The 18608-nt window shown below is 66.6% G+C and carries 19 protein-coding genes; 10 read left to right on the top strand and 9 right to left on the bottom strand.

Annotated features, from left to right (window positions below):
• The 4 genes from VHL31_RS06670 to VHL31_RS06685 form a co-directional block, all read left to right on the top strand.
• On the top strand, positions 1 to 1209 hold a 1209-nt coding region (locus VHL31_RS06670), incomplete at its 5' end, for an Hsp70 family protein (RefSeq protein WP_329660427.1).
• A 90-nt stretch (positions 1210 to 1299) separates the two neighbouring features.
• Entirely contained in the window at positions 1300 to 2430 is a 1131-nt protein-coding gene (gene dnaJ, locus VHL31_RS06675; protein WP_329660428.1) for a molecular chaperone DnaJ, read from the top strand.
• A gap of 19 nt (positions 2431 to 2449) precedes the next feature.
• Positions 2450 to 3142 carry a glutathione S-transferase family protein gene (locus VHL31_RS06680; protein WP_329660429.1) on the top strand — a complete coding sequence of 231 codons (693 nt, stop codon included), beginning with the start codon at positions 2450 to 2452 and terminating at the stop codon, positions 3140 to 3142.
• 294 nt (positions 3143 to 3436) lie between these two features.
• Positions 3437 to 4765 carry a DEAD/DEAH box helicase gene (locus VHL31_RS06685; protein ID WP_329660430.1) on the top strand — a complete coding sequence of 443 codons (1329 nt, stop codon included), beginning with the start codon at positions 3437 to 3439 and terminating at the stop codon, positions 4763 to 4765.
• Between the two features lie 63 nt (positions 4766 to 4828).
• On the opposite strand, the gene VHL31_RS06690 is transcribed toward VHL31_RS06685, so the two are convergent.
• On the bottom strand, positions 4829 to 5839 hold the full coding sequence (locus VHL31_RS06690) for a zinc-binding alcohol dehydrogenase family protein (protein ID WP_329660431.1): 1011 nt from the start codon (positions 5837 to 5839) through the stop codon (positions 4829 to 4831).
• 99 nt (positions 5840 to 5938) lie between these two features.
• On the opposite strand from VHL31_RS06690, the gene VHL31_RS06695 reads away from it, so the two are divergent.
• The 3 genes from VHL31_RS06695 to VHL31_RS06705 all read left to right on the top strand — a co-directional run bounded on the left by VHL31_RS06695 (position 5939) and on the right by VHL31_RS06705 (position 8115).
• On the top strand, positions 5939 to 6331 hold the full coding sequence (locus tag VHL31_RS06695) for a helix-turn-helix domain-containing protein (RefSeq protein WP_329660432.1): 393 nt from the start codon (positions 5939 to 5941) through the stop codon (positions 6329 to 6331).
• Positions 6332 to 6344: 13 nt separating this feature from the next.
• Positions 6345 to 6884, top strand: coding sequence for an MOSC domain-containing protein (locus tag VHL31_RS06700; RefSeq protein WP_329660433.1), 540 nt, complete (start codon positions 6345 to 6347; stop codon positions 6882 to 6884).
• A gap of 151 nt (positions 6885 to 7035) precedes the next feature.
• Positions 7036 to 8115 (top strand): sn-glycerol-3-phosphate ABC transporter ATP-binding protein UgpC, encoded by a 1080-nt coding sequence (locus VHL31_RS06705; protein ID WP_329660434.1) that lies wholly within the window; start codon positions 7036 to 7038, stop codon positions 8113 to 8115.
• A gap of 131 nt (positions 8116 to 8246) precedes the next feature.
• Here VHL31_RS06705 and VHL31_RS06710 read toward each other — a convergent pair whose 3' ends face one another.
• From VHL31_RS06710 to VHL31_RS06740, 7 genes are all read right to left on the bottom strand, one after another.
• Complete coding sequence (locus VHL31_RS06710) at positions 8247 to 8954, bottom strand: aspartate/glutamate racemase family protein (protein ID WP_329660435.1); 708 nt, start codon at positions 8952 to 8954, stop codon at positions 8247 to 8249.
• The gene (locus tag VHL31_RS06715) at positions 8951 to 9505 is read right to left on the bottom strand and encodes a GNAT family N-acetyltransferase (RefSeq protein WP_329660436.1); all 555 of its coding nucleotides are present in this window, start codon (positions 9503 to 9505) and stop codon (positions 8951 to 8953) included. The genes VHL31_RS06710 and VHL31_RS06715 overlap by 4 nt, the downstream gene beginning before the upstream one ends.
• Positions 9502 to 10872 (bottom strand): formimidoylglutamate deiminase, encoded by a 1371-nt coding sequence (locus VHL31_RS06720; protein ID WP_349262377.1) that lies wholly within the window; start codon positions 10870 to 10872, stop codon positions 9502 to 9504. Before VHL31_RS06720 ends, VHL31_RS06715 begins: the two co-directional genes overlap by 4 nt.
• A gap of 72 nt (positions 10873 to 10944) precedes the next feature.
• Positions 10945 to 12768 (bottom strand): glutamine--fructose-6-phosphate transaminase (isomerizing), encoded by a 1824-nt coding sequence (gene glmS / locus VHL31_RS06725; RefSeq protein WP_329660438.1) that lies wholly within the window; start codon positions 12766 to 12768, stop codon positions 10945 to 10947.
• Positions 12769 to 12916: 148 nt separating this feature from the next.
• Positions 12917 to 13939, bottom strand: a complete 1023-nt coding sequence (gene bmt / locus VHL31_RS06730) for a betaine--homocysteine S-methyltransferase (protein ID WP_329660439.1) — start codon at positions 13937 to 13939, stop codon at positions 12917 to 12919.
• Positions 13940 to 13979: 40 nt separating this feature from the next.
• Positions 13980 to 14222: a DUF1289 domain-containing protein gene (locus VHL31_RS06735; RefSeq protein WP_329660440.1), complete on the bottom strand. Its 243-nt coding sequence runs from the start codon at positions 14220 to 14222 to the stop codon at positions 13980 to 13982.
• Between the two features lie 116 nt (positions 14223 to 14338).
• Positions 14339 to 14959 carry a glutathione S-transferase family protein gene (locus VHL31_RS06740; protein ID WP_329660441.1) on the bottom strand — a complete coding sequence of 207 codons (621 nt, stop codon included), beginning with the start codon at positions 14957 to 14959 and terminating at the stop codon, positions 14339 to 14341.
• Positions 14960 to 15163: 204 nt separating this feature from the next.
• Between VHL31_RS06740 and VHL31_RS06745 the strand changes: the two genes are divergently transcribed.
• From VHL31_RS06745 to VHL31_RS06755, 3 genes are all read left to right on the top strand, one after another.
• Positions 15164 to 16543, top strand: coding sequence for an ActS/PrrB/RegB family redox-sensitive histidine kinase (locus VHL31_RS06745; protein ID WP_329660442.1), 1380 nt, complete (start codon positions 15164 to 15166; stop codon positions 16541 to 16543).
• Between the two features lie 32 nt (positions 16544 to 16575).
• Positions 16576 to 17133 carry an ActR/PrrA/RegA family redox response regulator transcription factor gene (locus VHL31_RS06750; protein WP_349262378.1) on the top strand — a complete coding sequence of 186 codons (558 nt, stop codon included), beginning with the start codon at positions 16576 to 16578 and terminating at the stop codon, positions 17131 to 17133.
• Positions 17134 to 17212: 79 nt separating this feature from the next.
• Positions 17213 to 17782, top strand: coding sequence for a response regulator (locus tag VHL31_RS06755; RefSeq protein WP_329660444.1), 570 nt, complete (start codon positions 17213 to 17215; stop codon positions 17780 to 17782).
• Positions 17783 to 17922: 140 nt separating this feature from the next.
• Here VHL31_RS06755 and VHL31_RS06760 read toward each other — a convergent pair whose 3' ends face one another.
• Positions 17923 to 18528: a ribbon-helix-helix domain-containing protein gene (locus VHL31_RS06760; RefSeq protein ID WP_329660445.1), complete on the bottom strand. Its 606-nt coding sequence runs from the start codon at positions 18526 to 18528 to the stop codon at positions 17923 to 17925.
• Between the last annotated feature and the right edge of the window lie 80 nt (positions 18529 to 18608).

The following is an 18608-nucleotide window of genomic DNA, read 5'->3' on the forward strand; positions in this document are numbered from 1 at the left end:
GGCGTCGACCTGTCCAAGGACGTGCTCGCGCTGCAGCGCCTGAAGGAAGCCGCCGAGAAGGCGAAGATCGAGCTGTCGACGGCCACGCAGACTGAGGTGAACCTGCCGTTCATCACGGCCGATGCGTCTGGGCCGAAGCACCTGACCATGAAGATCTCGCGCTCCAAGCTCGAGATGCTGGTGGACGATCTGATCGAGCGGACCATCGAGCCCTGCAAGAAGGCGCTCAGGGACGCGGGCCTCACCAGTAGCCAGATCGAGGAAGTGATCCTGGTCGGCGGCATGACCCGCATGCCCAAGGTCGTGGAGAAGGTCCGGCAGTTCTTCGGCAAGGAGCCGAACAAGTCGGTCAACCCCGACGAGGTCGTGGCCGTCGGTGCGGCGATCCAGGGCGGCGTGCTCTCCGGCGAGGTGAAGGACGTCCTCCTTCTCGACGTGACCCCGCTGTCGCTGGGCATCGAGACGCTGGGTGGCGTGTTCACCCGGATCATCGATCGCAACACGACGATCCCGACTAAGAAGAGCCAGGTGTTCTCGACCGCCGAGGACAACCAGAACGCGGTCACCATCCGGGTCTTCCAGGGCGAGCGCGAGCTGGCCGCCCAGAACAAGATCCTGGGCCAGTTCGACCTGGTCGGCATCCCGCCGGCACCTCGCGGCATGCCGCAGGTGGAGGTCACCTTCGACATCGACGCGAACGGCATCGTGAACGTCTCGGCGAAGGACAAGGCGACCAACAAGGAGCAGCAGATCCGCATCCAGGCGTCCGGCGGCCTCAGCCAGGACGAGATCGAGCGGATGGTCCGGGAAGCGGCGGAGAACGCCGAGGAGGACAAGAAGCGCAAGGCCGTCATCGAGGCGAAGAACCAGGCCGACAGCGTGGTCTACCAGACCGAGAAGTCGCTGAAGGAGTATGGCAGCCACCTCGACGCAGGCGACCGCCAGACGATCGAGACGGCCCTGGCCGACCTGAAGGGCTCGCTGGACAGCGAGGACCCGGATGCGATCAAGGCCAAGACCGAGGCGCTGCAGCAGGCTTCGATGAAGCTGGGCGAGGCCATGTACAAGGCCAGCCAGGCGCAGGGCGGTGGCGACGATGCCGGCGGCCCGACGGGCGGTGCTGATGCCGGCGGTGCGCGCCGGGCGGACGACGGCGTGGTCGACGCCGAGTTCGAGGAAGTGGACGACAGCAAGAAGCGCTCGGCGTGATCTTTCACGGTTGAGCGGTGGCGCACGGCGCCGGGTGAAAGCCCGGCGCCGTCGTCATGATGAGCGATGGCGGATTCTACGGGCGAGCAAATGGCCAAACGCGATTATTATGAAGTCCTTGGCCTCCAGAAGGGTGCGTCTGGGGATCAGATCAAGTCGGCGTTTCGCAAGCTCGCCAAGCAGCTTCACCCGGACAGCAACCAGGGCGATCCGGCGGCCGAAGCGAAGTTCAAGGAGATCAACGAGGCCTACGAGGTCCTGAAAGACGACCAGAAGCGGGCGGCCTACGACCAGCTCGGCCATGCCGCCTTCCAGCAGGGGATGGGTGGCGGCCGTGGCGGCGCCCAGGGATTCGACTATTCCTCCTTCTCCGACGTCTTCGACGACCTGTTCGGCGAGATGATGGGCCGGCGCGGGCAGAGTTCCGGCCGCGGGGCCGACCTGCGCTATGACCTTACGATCGAGCTTGAGGAAGCGTTCTCGGGCAAGAAGGCCCAGATCCGCGTCCCCACTTCCATCACCTGCGAGACCTGCAGCGGCAGCGGTGCAGAGCCCGGCACCCAGCCCGCGACCTGCCCCACCTGTCGCGGCAACGGTCGGATCCGCCGCGCGCAAGGCTTCTTCTCGGTCGAGCAGACCTGCATGACCTGCCAGGGCAGCGGGAAGATCATCCCCAACCCCTGCAAGACCTGCGGCGGCAAGGGAGCCGTGCGCCAGGAAAAGACGCTCTCGGTCACCATCCCGGCCGGCGTCGAGGACGGCATGAAGATCAGGCTGTCCGGCAACGGCGAGGCCGGCGTGCGCGGCGCCCCGGCGGGCGACCTCTACATCTTCCTCCATGTGGCTCCGCATCGCCTGTTCCAGCGCGACGGCCACAACATCCATTGCCGCGTACCGATCCCCATGAGCACGGCCGCGTTGGGCGGCCAGATCGACGTGCCCTCGATCGAGGGCAAGAGGCTGTCGGTGAACATCCCGGCCGGCACCCAGTCCGGTCGGCAGATCCGGCTGCGCGGCAAGGGCATGAGCGTCCTGCAGGAGCATGGCCGCGGCGACATGTATGTCGAGCTTGCGGTCGAGACGCCGGTCAACCTGACCAAGCGGCAGATCGAACTGTTGCAAGAGTTCGATCGCGAGGGCAATTCGGCCGATGGCCATCACCCCGAGAGCGAAGGCTTCTTCCAGCGGGTGAAGGACTTCTGGAACGTGCTGCGCGACTGAACCCTTGGGAGGAGCGGCCTTGTACGAGTTGTGGATCGCCAACAAGAACTACTCGTCCTGGTCGCTGCGCCCCTGGGTGCTGATGACGACGCTGGGCATTCCCTTCGAGGAGCGCCAGGTTCCGTTCGGCCGGGGCTCGAACTGGGACAGCTTCCGCGCCTTCTCCCCGTCCGGGACCGTGCCTACCCTTCGCGACAGCGACAATGTCGTCTGGGATTCGGTGGGCATCGCGGAATATTTGGCCGAGCGCCACCCGGGCGTCTGGCCAGGCGATCCTGCAGCGCGGGCATGGGCACGCTGTGCTGCCGCCGAGATGCATTCCTCGTTCGGCACCTTGCGCTCGCGCTGTCCGATGAGCTGCGGCACCCGGGTCGAACTCACGGAGATCCCGCCGGAACTGGAACGCGACGTCGCGCGGATCGACGAGATCTGGAACCAGGGGCTCGGCCGTTTCGGCGGTTCCTTCCTCGCCGGCTCGGACTTCACGGCTGTGGACGCCTTCTTCGCGCCGGTGGCGTTCCGCATCCAGGGCTACGGGCTGAAGCTGGGCGACGTGGCGTCGGCTTATGCGACGAAGCTGCTGGAGCTTCCAGCCATGAAGCAGTGGTACGAGGCGGCACTGGCAGAGGCATGGCGCGAGCCGGGCCATGAGGAAGAGATCGCGGCCACCGGCAGGCTGGTCTTGGATCTGCGCCGGCCGGTCCAGCCATGAGGGGTTGCACGGACGCATGGCCCCCATGATCTAGGACTGGTGCCCTTCCGCTTGCTTTGCGGCGCTGCAACATCATATAGAACTGGTGTGCAGAGCGAGCCGTCCGGCGGTCCGCTCGATCCGGGTAGCGTGAAACGTCCTGCAGCTAGCAGGATTGGCCCGGTCTACGGCACCCCCTCCTCCTGAAGCGACCATGTCACGCGGGTCGTCCCTCGACACCCGTCCGGATGGACGTGCCTCGTTTGCGCGTCTCCCGAGAGGCTGGGCCAATGACGCCCGGCCGAAAGGAAACTTTTGTCTGAATTCGCTACGCTCGGCCTGGCCGAGCCCATTCTGCAAGCCCTGGAAGCCGAGGGCTATACCACTCCTACCCCTATTCAGAGCCGCGCCATCCCGCTGGTGCTGGAAGGCCGCGACCTGCTGGGCATCGCCCAGACGGGCACCGGCAAGACGGCGGCCTTTGCCCTGCCGATCCTTCACCAGCTGGCATCGTCGCCCAGCCCGCGGCGCCCGCGCAACGTGCGCACGCTGGTGCTGAGCCCGACGCGCGAGCTGGCGGCCCAGATCGAGCAGTCGTTCCGCGTCTATGGCCGCAAGCTGCGGATCTCCACTGGCGTCGTGTTCGGCGGCTCCCCGCTCGGCCGCCAGGAGCGGATGATGGGCCCAGGGCTCGATGTCCTGGTCGCCACGCCCGGCCGCCTGCTCGACCTGATCGAGCGCCGCGCGCTGACGATCGAGAATGTCGAGATCCTGGTCCTGGACGAAGCCGACCAGATGCTGGACCTGGGCTTCATCCACGCGTTGCGCCGCATCGTGAAGATGCTGCCGAAGGAGCGCCAGACGCTGTTCTTCTCGGCGACGATGCCGCAGAGCATCGCGGCGCTGGCGCGCGAGTACCTGACCGACCCGGTCAAGGTCGAGGTCACCCCGGTGGCGACCACGGCCGAGCGCGTCAACCACGCGATCATGCCGGTCTACGGGCCTGACAAGCCGTCGGTGCTCCGTACGATCCTGAGCCAGCCCGAGGTCCAGCGCAGCCTGGTCTTCTCGCGCACCAAGCATGGTGCCGACAAGATCGTGCGCTATCTCGAGCAGTCCGGCATCGACGCCGCGGCCATCCATGGCAACAAGTCGCAGGGCCAGCGCGAGCGCGCCCTCGACGCGTTCCGCAAGGGCCGTCTGCCGGTGCTGGTCGCGACCGACATCGCGGCGCGCGGCATCGACGTGGAAGGTGTCAGCCACGTGATCCAGTACGACCTGCCGGACGTGCCGGAGACCTATGTCCACCGGATCGGCCGCACGGCCCGGGCCGGTGCCACGGGTATCGCGATCGCGCTCTGTGCGCCCGACGAGCGCGGCAACCTGCGCGACATCGAGCGCCTGACCCGTTCGCGGATCCCGTTGCTCGACATGCCGAAGATCGAGCCGTCGACGGTCCGCTTCGGCGAGGTCGGCCCGAACGACAACCCGGCGCCGCGTCGTCACCAGCAGCCTTCCTCCTATCGTGGAGCGGGTGCCGGTGCGCCGCGCCGGACTTCGTCCGACGGTCGTCCGGCCTATCGCGCGGAAGGCTTCCGCAGCGAGTATCGCAGCGCCCGCAGCAACGGCACGACCGATCGCTGACGAACGCTTCGACGGACGCATGATCTTGGGCCGGAGAGGGAGACCTCTCCGGCCCTTGTCGTTTCAGAAGCCTTCCAGCACGGTCTTGCCGATCGAGCTGGCGCTTTCGACCTGCGCATGGACCTTCTTCAGGTTCGCCGCATCGATCCGGCCGGCATGGCTCGTCATCGTGCTTCGCAGCCGGCCTGCGTCCACCAGCTCACTCACCTGATTCAGCAATCTGTGCTGCGCATCGATGTCCGCCGTCTGGAACATCGAGCGGGTGAACATGAACTCCCAATGCACCGACACGCTCTTGCGCTTGAACGGCGAGATGTCGAGCGTTGCCGGATCGTCGATCAGGACGAAGCGTCCCTGCGGTGCGATCAGCTCCGCGATGGCCACCAGATGCCGGTCGGTATGGGTGGTGGAGAACACGAAGCCGGGTGCCCCCAGCCCCAGCGCCTCGACCTGCGCGGGCAGCGGCTGGCCATGGTCGATGATGTGATCTGCGCCCATGGCACGGCACCAGTCCTGTGTCTCCGGCCGGGACGCGGTCGCGATCACGGCCAAGCCGCGCAGCTTGGCGAGCTGGATGGCGATCGAGCCGACACCGCCGGCACCGCCGACGATCAGGATGGCGCGAGGCGCGCCCGGCACCTCTCTCGCCACGTGCAGCCGGTCGTCCATCGCCTCCCAGGCGGTGATGGAGGTGAGCGGCAGGGCGGCCGCTTCAGCAAAGCCGAGCGTGCGCGGCTTGCGTCCAACGATCCGCTCGTCGACCAGATGGAATTCGGCGTTGGTACCCGGCCGGTCGAGAGCACCGGCGTAGAACACCTCGTCACCCACGGAGAACAGGCTTGCCTGGTCTCCCACCGCCTTTACGACCCCGGCGGCGTCGTAGCCCAGCACATGCGGCTTGCCGGGTTCGGGCTTCGTTCGGACACGCATCTTCACGTCGACCGGATTGACCGAGACCGCCCGAACCTCGACCAAAAGGTCGCGGCCTTTGGGGGACGGCGTGGGCAGATCGACTTCGATCAGCGCGTTCTCAGCGGTAATGGGTCCAGGTTGCTCGAAAGCGATGGCGCGCATGGCAGTCTCCGTTGCTTGGCTGACCCCGCACTTGCGCCTTGGCAGCCGTTCGAGCAAGAACGCACATGAACAGCCTATAGTGTCGAAAAGGATACCGTGATGCCGCGCGTGCCCCACGATCGCTTCGACTGCGGACCGGGCTGTCCAGTGGAGGCCACGCTCTCGCTGATCGACGGCAAGTGGAAAGGTGTGATCCTCTATCATCTCCTGCATGGCACGCTCCGCTTCAACGAGATTCGCCGCCGGGTGCCGAGCGTCACCCAGCGCATGTTGACCAACCAGCTGCGCGAGCTGGAGGCCGATGGCCTGGTGAGGCGGAAGGTCTATGCGGAAGTGCCGCCCCGGGTGGAGTACAGCCTGTCAGAGCGTGGGCAGACGCTGGCGCCGGTCATTGAGGCCCTGCGGAGCTGGGGCGAGCAGCACATCGCCAAGGTACCGTCGTCGTCATCACCCGTTCGTCCGGTCCCGGCAGAAGATCATGTCGCAGCGTGAAGGAGTGGACTCAATGGCGGTGGTCGTAGCCGTGAGCCAGAGCCCGGTTCATCGGTTCAGCAAGGAGAGCCTCGAGCGCATCGAGCTCGTGGCCGGCGAGGGCGTGGCTGGCGACGCCCATCGAGGCGTGACGGTCAAGCACCGCTCCCGGGTCCGGGTCGACCCGACCCGGCCGAACCTCCGCCAGGTCCACCTGATCCAGGCCGAGCTGATCCACGAACTCCAGGGCAAGGGCTTCCGGGTGTCGCCAGGCGTGATGGGCGAGAACATCACGACCTCCGGTCTCGACCTTCTGGCGCTGCCGACCGGGACCCGGATCCATGTCGAGGGGGGCGCGGTCCTGGAGCTGACCGGTTTGCGCAACCCATGTGCCCAGCTCGATCACTATCAGCAAGGGCTTACCGCGGCTGTCCTGGACCGGGACGAGCAGGGCCGGCTGGTGCGCAAGGCGGGCGTGATGGCGGTCGTCCAGACCGGTGGCGTCGTCGTCCCTGGCGCGGCAGTCAGGGTCGAGCTTCCCCCTTCCCCGCACCGCCCGCTGGCACCGGTCTGATCCTTAGCGCTTGCCTAGCCTTGCCCAGGGCGGCAAAGGTGGCCTTGGGCGATGCCCTTCCGGGGAGGCTCCGGGAGCCAGAACAACCGTTAGCGCCGGCATCCATGCGTGTGGCGTCGCCCTGGCGTGCCGGTAATAAAGGAAACGAACGATGGCTTCGGTCACCGTCAACAAGGTCGACAAGTATTACGGGTCGGTGCAGGTGCTGCACGGCGTCGATGTCGACATCAAGGATGGCGAGTTCGTAGTGCTGGTCGGCCCGTCGGGCTGCGGCAAGTCCACGCTGCTGCGCATGATCGCGGGACTGGAAGAGATCAGCAAAGGCGAGATCTCGATCGGTGGCCGCGTCGTGAACGACGTGGCGCCGAAGGACCGGGACATCGCGATGGTGTTCCAGAACTACGCGCTTTACCCGCACATGACCGTGAAGGAGAACATGGCGTTCTCCCTGAAGCTCGCGAAGGCGCCGAAGAACGTCATCGACGAGCGGGTCGGCAAGGCCGCCGGCATCCTGGGCCTGGGCCAGTTGCTCGACCGCTACCCGCGGCAGCTGTCCGGCGGTCAGCGCCAGCGCGTCGCCATGGGCCGTGCTATCGTGCGCGACCCGCAGGTGTTCCTCTTCGACGAGCCCTTGTCGAACCTGGACGCCAAGCTGCGCGTGCAGATGCGCACCGAGATCAAGGAACTGCACCAGCGCCTGAAGACGACCGCCGTCTACGTGACCCACGACCAGATCGAGGCCATGACCATGGCCGACCGGATCGTCGTGATGCAGGGCGGCAATGTCGAGCAGATCGGCGCGCCGCTGGAGCTCTATGACCGCCCGAACAATCTGTTCGTGGCCGGGTTCATCGGGTCGCCGTCCATGAACTTCATCGATGGCAAGCTGCGTATCGATGGTGCCGGCGCGTCCGTCATCAGCAAGGACGGGGTGACCCGGCTCCCGGTGCCGGCGCGGCTGGGCGGTCAGGACGGCATGGAAGTCGTGTACGGCGTGCGGCCGGAGCATCTCTACATGAGCCAGGACGGCCAGGGCATTCCCGCCAAGGTCATCGTGGTCGAGCCGACCGGTGCCGAGACGATGGTGGTCGTGCACATGGCGGGCCAGGAGATCCAGGCGATCTTCCGCGAGCGTCACCGCTTCGAGCCTGGCCAGGACATCACCCTGCTGCCAGACGTCGACCACCTCCATCTGTTCGACAAGCGCTCCGGCCAGCGCCTCAACCCCTGAACCATCGCCACTCGAAGGACGCCGCCGGTCACCCGATCGGCAGCGACTTTTTGACGGCGTTCATTCAGGCTGCAGCTTCGAGTTCCAGGACGGTACGGCTGACCGGGACCTTCGGCAGGTGCGCTATCCTGCTATGTTCGGCCCTGACCGTTCAGCGCCGTGTCGACGGCCCAGCGCGCATGCAGGGCCGTGGTGTCGAAGGCGGGGCAGTCGAGATCGCCCTGGCTCAGCAGCATGCAGATTTCCGTGCAACCAAGGATCACCGAATCGGCGCCCTGCACCCGCAGGCGTGCCACCACGTCCAGGTAGACCTGCTTCGATTCAGGCCGGACGATCCCCTGGCAAAGCTCGTCGTAGATGATCCGGTGGACGATCTGGCGGTCTGCCGCGTCCGGCACGAGCACGTCCAGCTCATGATGCGTGCGCAGCCGACCCCGGTAGAAGTCCTGTTCCATCGTGTAGCCGGTTGCGAGCAGCGCCGGGCGGCGGCAGCCAGCAGCACGGACCGCGCGCCCGGTACCGTCGGCGATGTGCAGGAGCGGGATGCCGGCCGCGGCCTCCACGGCGTCGGCCATCTTGTGCATCGTGTTGCTGGCAATGAGCATGAGTTCGGCCCCGCCAGCCACGAGGCCCTGCGCCGCCTGCTCCATGGCGCGGGTGGCTTTCTCCCAGTCCTCCTCGGCCTGCAGCGCCTCGATCTCGGCGAAATCGAACGACAAGACCAGCAGCCTTGCCGAATGAAGGCCGCCCAGCCTTGCCCGGACCTCCTCGTTCAGGAGCCGGTAGTAGATGGCCGTGCTTTCCCAGGACAGGCCGCCGATCACACCGATGGTCTTCAACTGCGTCGTCTCCAGCGCCAGACGATATGTTCCCTGCCCTCAGCAAGCAGCCGCCTTCCATCCGCCACAAAGCCCAGGCGATAGAGCACCCTACCCGGGCCACGATGGTCCGGGTCGGTGAAGGCCACCAGTTCGGCGAGACCCAGCCGGCGCACCGCATGCTCGATGGCGGCCTGCGACGCTTCGGTCGCATAGCCCTGGCCGCGCGCCATCAGCTCGATATGGAAGCTCAGTTCGATTTCGGGGCTGCCGGCTGCGATGCGAGGCGTCACCCCGACCTGGCCGACAATGGTTCCGGGCTGGTCGCTCTGCTCGATCGACCAGACTCCATAGCCCGGCAGGTAGGCCTCGGCCGAGGCCAGGATCGGGCGCAGGACCAGGCGCGGCGTGATCAGGGTTGGCAGGCTCGCCGCCAGCGGCTCGTCCGGTGCACCGTCGCAGCAGGGCTCCCGGTTCGTGCCGCAGAACGCGCACTGGCCATGGCCATGGACCCAGATCAACGGGGCCGGGGTGCCGCAGAACGGACACCGCTCCGCCGGCACATCCTTCATGCGACGAGCTCCCGCACGGCGTTGCGGTAATCATGGGCGGCCTGGTCGTGACGGCGATGGCGCCCATCCCGCACCTGCCAGACGCCACCCACCATGACGTGCCGGACGAGGTCGCGGCCCGGCGCCAGGACCAGGCTGTCCAGGAGCGCGTCGCCGTCCCGCGTCGTCAACCTCGGGTGATCATGGTCGAGCACGACCAAGTCCGCGCGCGAGCCCGGCTCGATCCGGCCGATCGGCCGCCCCATCGACTGGCGCCCTCCTTCGAGCACGGCTTTGAACAAGCGGGCACCCGTATGCGGTGCGGTGGCACTGGCGGCCACCGTCCGGCGCAGCGTGTGCGTGCGCTGTCCGTACTCCAGCCAGCGCAGCTCTTCGCATGGGTCGATCACGACATGGCTGTCGGTCCCGATCGCGATGCGGCCGGCCGCCTCCAGCCAGTCCGGCAGGCGGAACAGGCCGTCGCCCAGGTTGCCTTCCGTGGTCGGACACAGTCCCGCCACCGCACCCCGCCCAGCCAGCGCCAGGAGTTCGGCATCATCCAGATGCGTCGCATGGATCAGGGTCCAGCGCTCGTCGATCTCGACCAGGTCGAGCAGAAGTTCGCCCGGACGCCGGCCGGTCGCCTCCATGCACTCGCGGACCTCGCGCACCTGCTCGGCCAGATGGAGATGGATCGGACCCTGCGGATCCAGGCTCCTCCAGTTGTCGGTCGCGGAGCGCAATGCCTCCGGGGGCACCGCCCGCAGCGAGTGCGGCGCGATGCCAACCCGCTCGTCCGGCCGGCCGGCCGTTTCGGCCTGCAGGCGAGTCACCAGCCGGAAGTAGGCATCGAGGTCGTGGAGGAAGCGCCGCTGCCCAGGATCGGGCGGCGCGCCGAAGCCGCCTGCCATGTAGAGCGAAGGCAGCATCGTGATCCCGATGCCAGCCTCCCGCGCCGCTTCCAGGTGAGCCAGTGCCATGGCCGCGGGATCGTCATGCGGCCGCCCGTCGGCACGGTGATGGAGATAGTGGAACTCGCCGACGGTCGTGTAGCCGGCTTCCAGCATCTCGACATAAAGCTGGGTCGCAATCGCCCGCACAGTTTCGGGCGTCATGCGGCCGGCAAAGGCGTACATCACCCCGCGCCACGTCCAGAAACTCGCCTCCCCTTCCGGCAGCTGCTCGGCAAGCCCGGCCATGGCTCGCTGGAACGCATGGCTGTGCACGTCGGGCACGCCCGGCAGGAGAAGGCCGACCTGCTCTAAACCGGGCGGGGCCGGGACACCTGCCTCCACGGATGCGATGGCACCGGCTGCATCCGGAAGGACGAGCACGTCGTCCGCCCATCCCCCCGGCAGCAGAGCCTTCCTCGCGTGGATCACGCCCATTTCCCCAGCGCTACCGCCTGACGGGGAGCACCGGTATCACAACGCCCCCGCCACATCGATCTCCGGGTGGATCTATTCGACGGTCACGGACTTCGCGAGGTTGCGCGGCTGGTCCACATCCGTCCCCTTGGCGACCGCCGTATGGTAGGCGAGCAACTGCACCGGGATCGAGTATAGGATCGGCGCCACGAACGGGTCGCAGTCCGGCATCTGCACGCAGTGCCAGGCGTACTCGCCCAGCTGGTCGCAGCCGGCCTTGTCGGTCAGCAGGATAATCTTGCCGCCGCGCGCCTTCACTTCCTGCAGATTGCTGGCGGTCTTCTCGAACAGGTCGTCGCGCGGGGCTACCACGATCACCGGCACGTTCTCGTCGATGAGCGCGATCGGTCCATGCTTCAGCTCGCCCGCCGCATAGCCCTCGGCATGGATGTAGCTGATCTCCTTCAGCTTCAGCGCCCCTTCCAGGGCGATCGGATACATCGCCCCGCGGCCGATATAGAGCACGTCGCGCGCATGCATGACATCGCCGGCGATCTTCAGGATCAGCTCGCTATGCTCCAGCACATGCACGAGCTTGGCCGGGATCTCGTCCAGCGCCGTCGTGAGCGCAGCCTCGCGTTCGGCGCTCAGGCGGCCGCGGGCCCGGGCAGCGCCGATGGCGAGGCAGGCGAGCGTGGCAAGCTGGGTCGTGAACGCCTTGGTGGATGCGACGCCGATCTCGGGGCCGGCCAGCGTGCGCAGGGTGCCGTCCGCCTCGCGCGCAATCGAGCTCTCCGCCACATTCACGATGGCCAGGGTCTTGCGGGCATGGGACTTCACGTAGCGCAGGGCGGCCAGCGTGTCGGCGGTCTCGCCGGATTGCGAGATGAACATGGCCGCCTGCCCCTGCACCAGAGGCGGCTCGCGGTAGCGGAACTCGGACGCGATGTCCCAGTCGACCGGCAAGCCGGCGAACTTCTCGAACCAGTACTTGCCGACCAGGCCGGCATAGGAGGCGGTGCCGCAGGCGACGATCGAAAGGCGCTCGAGCGTGGCCAGGTCGAACGGGAGGTCGGGCAGCGTGACCTTGTGGGTCTTGGGATCCGCGAACGAGCGCAGCGTGTCGCCGATGACCGCCGGCTGCTCGTGGATCTCCTTTTCCATGAAGTGGCGATGGTTGCCCTTGCCGATCATGGCGCCGCTGAACGCCGTCTGCCGGATCGGGCGGTCGACCACCTGGCCGCTCTCGTCATGCACGACGGCGCCGGTGCGGGTGAGGACGGCCCAGTCGCCTTCGTCCAGGTACTGGATCTGGTCGGTGAGCGGGGCCAGCGCCAGCGCATCAGAGCCGATGAACATCTCGCCCTGGCCGTAGCCGATGGCAAGCGGGCTGCCGCGGCGCGCGGCGATCAGGAGGTCGGGATGACCCTCGAACAGGATGGCGAGCGCGAAGGCGCCATGGAGGCGCCCCAGCACCTTGGCGGCCGCATCGGTGGGGGCCAGACCCTTGGCCAGCTGCTCCGCGATGAGATGCGGCACCACCTCGGTGTCCGTCTGGGTCTCGAAGCGGCGGCCGCGTGCCACCATCTCGTCGCGCAGCTCACGGAAGTTCTCGATGATGCCGTTATGCACGACCGCCACGCCGTCCGCCTTGTGCGGATGGGCATTGGTCTCAGTAGGCGCCCCATGGGTCGCCCAGCGTGTATGGCCGATCCCGGTGGTGCCGGCGAGCGGCCACGCGTCCAGCTCGTGCGCGAGCTTGTCGAGCTTGCCTTCCGCCCTGCGCCGTACGATCCGGTCGTCGACCAGCGTGGCGATGCCGGCACTGTCGTAACCGCGATACTCGAGCCGACGCAGTCCCTCGAGGAGCAAGGGCGCGGCATCGGCCTTGCCGATGACGCCGACAATTCCGCACATGTGCTATGATCTCCGGTACAATATCCGGCTATCTAGCCGACCATTTTCTATCGACTAGGCCGTACCGACCACACCGTCCCGAAATTTAGCTGGATTGCATGCCCCGGTCGATCGGACGCACCAGCGCAGCATACCGCGGAGCAGCAGCTCAGTCGCGGCGACGATTGCGCCGCCGCGACGGCTCCTCGCCGCCGCCGCCGTGGGTAGGGGCCAGACCGGAGAATGCGACGGGTCCTAGGAGGGCCTCGATCTCGGAAATGCTCGGGACATGTGCCGGGACGTGGCTGTCCAGTGCCTCGCGCATGGCCCGCACATGCACGGCCGAGGTGCCACAGCAGCCGCCGATGATCTGCGCCCCCGCATCGCGCGCAAGCCGCGCATAGTTCGCCATCACTTCGGGCGAGCCCGAATATTTGATGGCGCCGTCGACATACTCGGGCACGCCGCAATTGCCCTTGGCGACGATGATGTCGTTCGCGTCTCTGGACTTGCGGAACGACAGGATCGAGTGGAGCAGCTGGGCCGGACCGATCCCGCAATTGGCGCCGAAACCGATCGGCCGGACCGGCAGGACATGCGCGGCACCGAGAGCAGCTTCCGGGGTCAGGCCCATCATCGTGCGGCCATTCGTGTCGAAGCTCATGGTGGTCACGATCGGCAGGCCTGCCCGGGCAGCGCCTTCGACGGCGGCGGCCATCTCTTCCTGTGCTGAGATCGTCTCGATCCACAGCACGTCCGCCCCGCCCTCGGCCAGCGCGATCGCCTGCTCGGCAAAGGCTTCGACGCCTTCCTCGTGCGAGAGCGCGCCTACGGGCTGGAAGATCTCCCCCGTCGGGCCGATCGAGCCGCAGACCAGTACCTTGCGGGAGGCGCCGTCCGCGACCTCGCGCGCGACACGTGCGGCCGCCCGGTTGAGCTCACCGACACGGCCCTGCACCTCGTGCAGCTTCAGGCGATGGCGGTTGCCACCGAAGCTGTTGGTCAGGATCAGGTCCGAACCGGCATCGACGAAGTCCTGGTGCACCTTCCGGATACGCTCCGGGAACTCGACGTTCCAGAACTCGGGGCTGTCCCCGGACATGAGCCCTTGCGCGAACAAGTTGGTGCCCATCGCCCCGTCCGCGACCAGGAAGGACTTTTCAGCGAGGAGGTCGGCGATGGGATGGGACATGGATCGGGGAACCTGCAGACAGTAGGAAGTTAGGGGCGAGCTAGACCCGTGCGCGGCCAATGGCGACCCGGCCACGGCGGCGCGGCCGCTGGTCGGCGGCCGATGTGATGCCGCGGGCTCGCCGTCGCTCCCGCAGGCGCTGGACGATCTCCAAGCGCTGCTGGTTGCTTGCGGCACCCCAGGTGGAAATCTCCGACAGCGTCCGCATGCAGCCTTCGCATAGTCCGCTGGCCGGATCGATCCGGCAGATGCCGACGCAAGGAGTGGGAATCTCAGGCAGCACGCAACACGCTCACGGGAAAGATATAAGGCTTTCTTTATGTGCTTGTCAAACGAGCTGCCGCCATCCTCGGGACGACGATTGCTTGCCCCGCTGCGTCAAACTGCCGATCCGCGTCATCAGGACAGCGGGATCATCACGTGCTTGCGGAAGGTGGCCGTCGTGGCCATCCCCTGGTACCAGCGCTGAAGGTTGCCCAGGACCGGCCGGTCGACGGGCAGTTGCATGTAGCGGTTCGTAGCTGCCGCTGCCGGGATGTCGCCCATCGTCAGGCTGTCCCCGGCGACGAACGGGTGATCGGCCAGCCACTTGTCCAGAACGCTGAAAATGTCCCCGAGCCTGCGTGCGGCACCGGCCAGTGCCTCCTCATCCCGCTGGGCGAGCGGGGTGCGTACGAAGCCGATGAAGAGCGGACCCAGCACCGGCTGGACCGTCGTCTGCTGCCAGTCCATCCACTGGTCCGCCTGCGCACGCATGGCCGGTTCCTCGTTCCAGAGCGTACCTCGCCCCCAGCGGGCGGCGAGATAGCGGACAATGGCATTGCTTTCCCACACCACGGTGCCGTGATCGTCGATGACCGGGATCAGCCGGTTCGGGTTGCGCGCCGCGTACTCCGCCGTATCCAGGCCGCCAAACGGACCGCCCACGTCCTGGCGCTCATGGGCAAGACCGAGTTCGGCGATCGTCCACATCACCTTCTGCACGTTCAGCGAGTTGACCCGCCCCCACACCCTGATCATCGCCTTTTCCTCTCGCCTGTCACCCGCGCTCGCGGAACGCTCTTGGATGAGGGCCGGGTATCGGTCAACGGCGGGGCTGGAACGGGATGCCGCTCATGGAACCGCCGATCCCGGCGCCAACGCCGCGCTTGCACTGGCGCCAGGAACCGTCTTCCACCGACGCCGTTGCCGGTCAGATGGCCGGCGCTAACGGGCGAGGCATGCATGGGGAGGAATCAGGCACGATCCGCGGGAGGCGAACGAGGGCGCGACGAAATCCCGGTCGGCCACAAGGCGATCCGACTGCTGCGCGACCTTCTGGGCCTGTCCGATCCGACGGAAGTACAGGGCCGGATCCGTCTGCATACGCTGTCCCTCACCCGTTGGGTGGCGGTCGTGGGCCAGCTCTTCACCGTGCTGTTCGTGCACTACTCGCTTGGCATCGCGCTTCCGATCGAGTGGCTCATCCCCGGGATCGCCGTCTCGGCGGCCATCAACCTGTTCTTGATGTTCACCCTTCATGCCGCCACGCGCCTGTCCGAGCGCTCGGCCCTTCTCCTGTTCGGCTTCGACATCCTGCAGCTGGGCTACCTGCTGGCGCTCACCGGCGGGCTGCGCAATCCGTTCGCAGCCCTGGTCGCTGTACCGCTGATGCTGGGGGCGGCCACGCTCGGGCTGCGGTCGACCGTGCTGCTGAGCCTGCTCGCGGTGGCGACGCTCACCGGCCTCTCGTTCGTGCCGACGGCGCTGCCCTGGTTCGAGCATGGGCTGGCTTTTCCTGGGCTCTATGTGGCGGCGGTCTGGACGGCGCTCACCATGGCGTCGATCCTGCTCGCCGCCTACGCCTGGCGTGTCGCCGAGGAGACAAGGCGGATGACCGATGCCCTGGGCGCTGCGCAGATGGCCCTGGCCCGCGAGCAGGAGATGTCGGCCCTGGGCGCCCTCGCCACGGCCGCCGCTCATGAACTGGGTTCGCCGCTCGCAACCATCCTGATCACCGCCAGGGAGATGCTGAACGAGCTGGAGGAGGACGATCCTCTGCGAGCAGAGACGCAAGTCCTTCTGGATCAGACCTTGCGCTGCCGGACAATTCTGGCCGGCATTGGCCGAAGACGTGACCACGACGAACATGCGCCGTTCGTCCGTGCGCCGTTGTCCAGCGTATTGCGGGAAATCGCCGACATCTATGCGCGCCCCGCGGTCACTTTGGAAGTGAGCTGCAGGATCGCGGATGGACTGGGCGAACCCATGCTCGTTCCCACCCCCGAACTTCGTCATGCCCTAGGAAACCTCCTGAACAACGGGCTCGGATTCGCGAAAAGCAGGCTCGAGGTCAGGGTAGAGCATGACTACAATGAGGTACGCGTGGTGCTTCACGATGATGGTCCCGGATTCGCGCCAGAAGTCTTGGAATGGCTGGGGGAGCCCTATCTTTCCACCCGACGAGATCATGGCGGGTTGGGTCTAGGCGTGTTCATCGCCACTACACTGCTTGCACGTACGGGCGCTGCCTTGCATGTTGAGAACGCAAGCGATGGAGCCGTCGTGACCATTCGCTGGTCGAGCGAAGCGTGGCGGCGCTCCTTCGGGGAGAATGTGGGATGAACGAACGGGCGGCGATCGGCCCGCGAGTCGGTATGTCGGGCATGGTGGAGCTGGAGTCCGGCGAGGAGCCGACCTTGCTCCTGGTGGACGACGACGCGCCGTTGCGCCGGTCGCTGCAGCGTGCGCTGGAGCGCCGCGGATTTCGGGTATTTCCCGGCGAAAGCTACCGGGAGGGCTTGAACCTGGTGCACTCCTTGAAGTTGCAATACGCGGTCATCGATCTGCGATTGGACGACGGCAGCGGCATCGAACTGGTCCGGCGCCTGCGCGAGATCCATGCCAAGGCGAGGGTCGTTATCCTAACCGGCTATGGCAACATCGCGACGGCCGTCGCCGCGGTGAAGGCCGGCGCCATCGACTATCTTGCCAAGCCGGTCGATGCCGACGAGGTGATCGCGGCGCTGCTGGCGACCGGAGCCGCCTTGCCGCCGCCACCGCAAAACCCGATGTCGGCCGATCGGGTTCGATGGGAACATATTCAAAGAGTCTTCGAGCAGTGCAATCGCAATGTATCCGAGACGGCACGTCGGCTGAACATGCACCGGCGAACGTTGCAGCGTATTCTCAACAAGCGCGCCCCCAAGGAATGAACTGGGCGGGAAGATGGCGGGCGCTGTCGCGGCGCCCGCAGTTGCACGTGACGGGGGTCTCCTCCGAGGAGTGTTGGCGATGATGAGCGACACGAGCGAGCGACTACGTAGCGAGACCGACTTGAAGCGGCTGCTTCTGGTTGAAGACGATGCGCCTCTGCGCCGGAACCTCTCTCGTTCTCTCGAAAAGGCCGGGTTCACCGTAGCCGCGGCTGCAACATTGAAGGAGGCGCACGAGCAGGCGGCCGACAGCCCGCCCGACTACGCGGTGCTCGACCTTAACCTGGGCGACGGGCACGGGATGGAACTGGTCTACACGCTCCAGGAGCTAAGGACCGGCACGCGGATCGTGATCCTCACCGGGTACGACAGCATCGCCAGCTCTCTGGTCGCGCTGAAGGCGGGTGCGGTCGACTATCTGGCCAAGCCGGCCAGCGCCGACCAGATCGTGTCGGCCCTGCTAGGCAGTGAGCATGTGAAGTCTAGCGACGGCAGCGAGATCCCGATGTCCGCGGACCGGATCCGGTGGGAACACATTCAGCGTGTGTTCGAGCAGTGCAACCGGAACGTCTCGGAGACTGCCCGCCGCCTCGAGATGCACCGGCGGACGCTGCAGCGCATCCTCAGCAAGCGTGCGCCGAAGAACTGAGTGCCTATGGCAGCGGGCCAGGAGACTTTCCATGCCCCGACGGACCCGCTTGAAAGCTTGAACGGGAAGCCGGGTGCTCCGTGCCAAGAAGCAGCCACCCGTTCTGGACCGAGCCGGCCCGAGTATGCGGTAGGACCGGCTCAGTTCTTCCCCGACAGCGTCTCGAAAAGGATGATCGAGCCACGTGGCTGCCCCTCGGCGACGGGCGACAGGGCCACCGCGAGTGCCTGGGCAGTACGTACGCGCCCAGGGCTCACATAGGTCGCGCTGAAGCTGCCGCGCTGCATGCTGCCGCTGGCAAGATGGTTCCACATGTCCTTCAGGTTGGCGGCACGCAGGATCATGATGGTGTCGAGCCGCCGGCCGATCGTGGCCTTGGGGTCCAGGTTCAGCCAGGTCGCAAGCGCCTTGTTGATCTGCTTGATCTCCCGGTCGGGGTTCAGGATCATGATCGGCAAGGGGCAGGTTTCCATGACCTTGAGCAGATCCTGGTTGTTTCCTGCCACCGTCAGCTGGTCGAGATCGCGATGGAGCGCCTGCGTGCGCAGTTGCGCGTGCACCAGCGAGAAGGTCCGCAGCGTCGAGGCCAGGTTGGTGCGGTCCGGCGCGGCGTTCGCGACCTCGTTGACCAGCGTGGACAGCCGGATGTGCCGCTGGTCGGCGATCTCCTTCAGATAGGTCCAGAAATCTGGCTCCAGCTTGATGGAGGTGCGTACGTCGCCGACGCGCATGGTCTTTCGGATCATCGACGGCGGCCCAGCTTGGACGGACGGAGCAGGCATACCATGATACTCACACACATACCGGATTGCGGTTGAGGCCGATA

Source organism: Geminicoccus sp. (assembly GCF_036263595.1).
Classification (GTDB): domain Bacteria; phylum Pseudomonadota; class Alphaproteobacteria; order Geminicoccales; family Geminicoccaceae; genus Geminicoccus.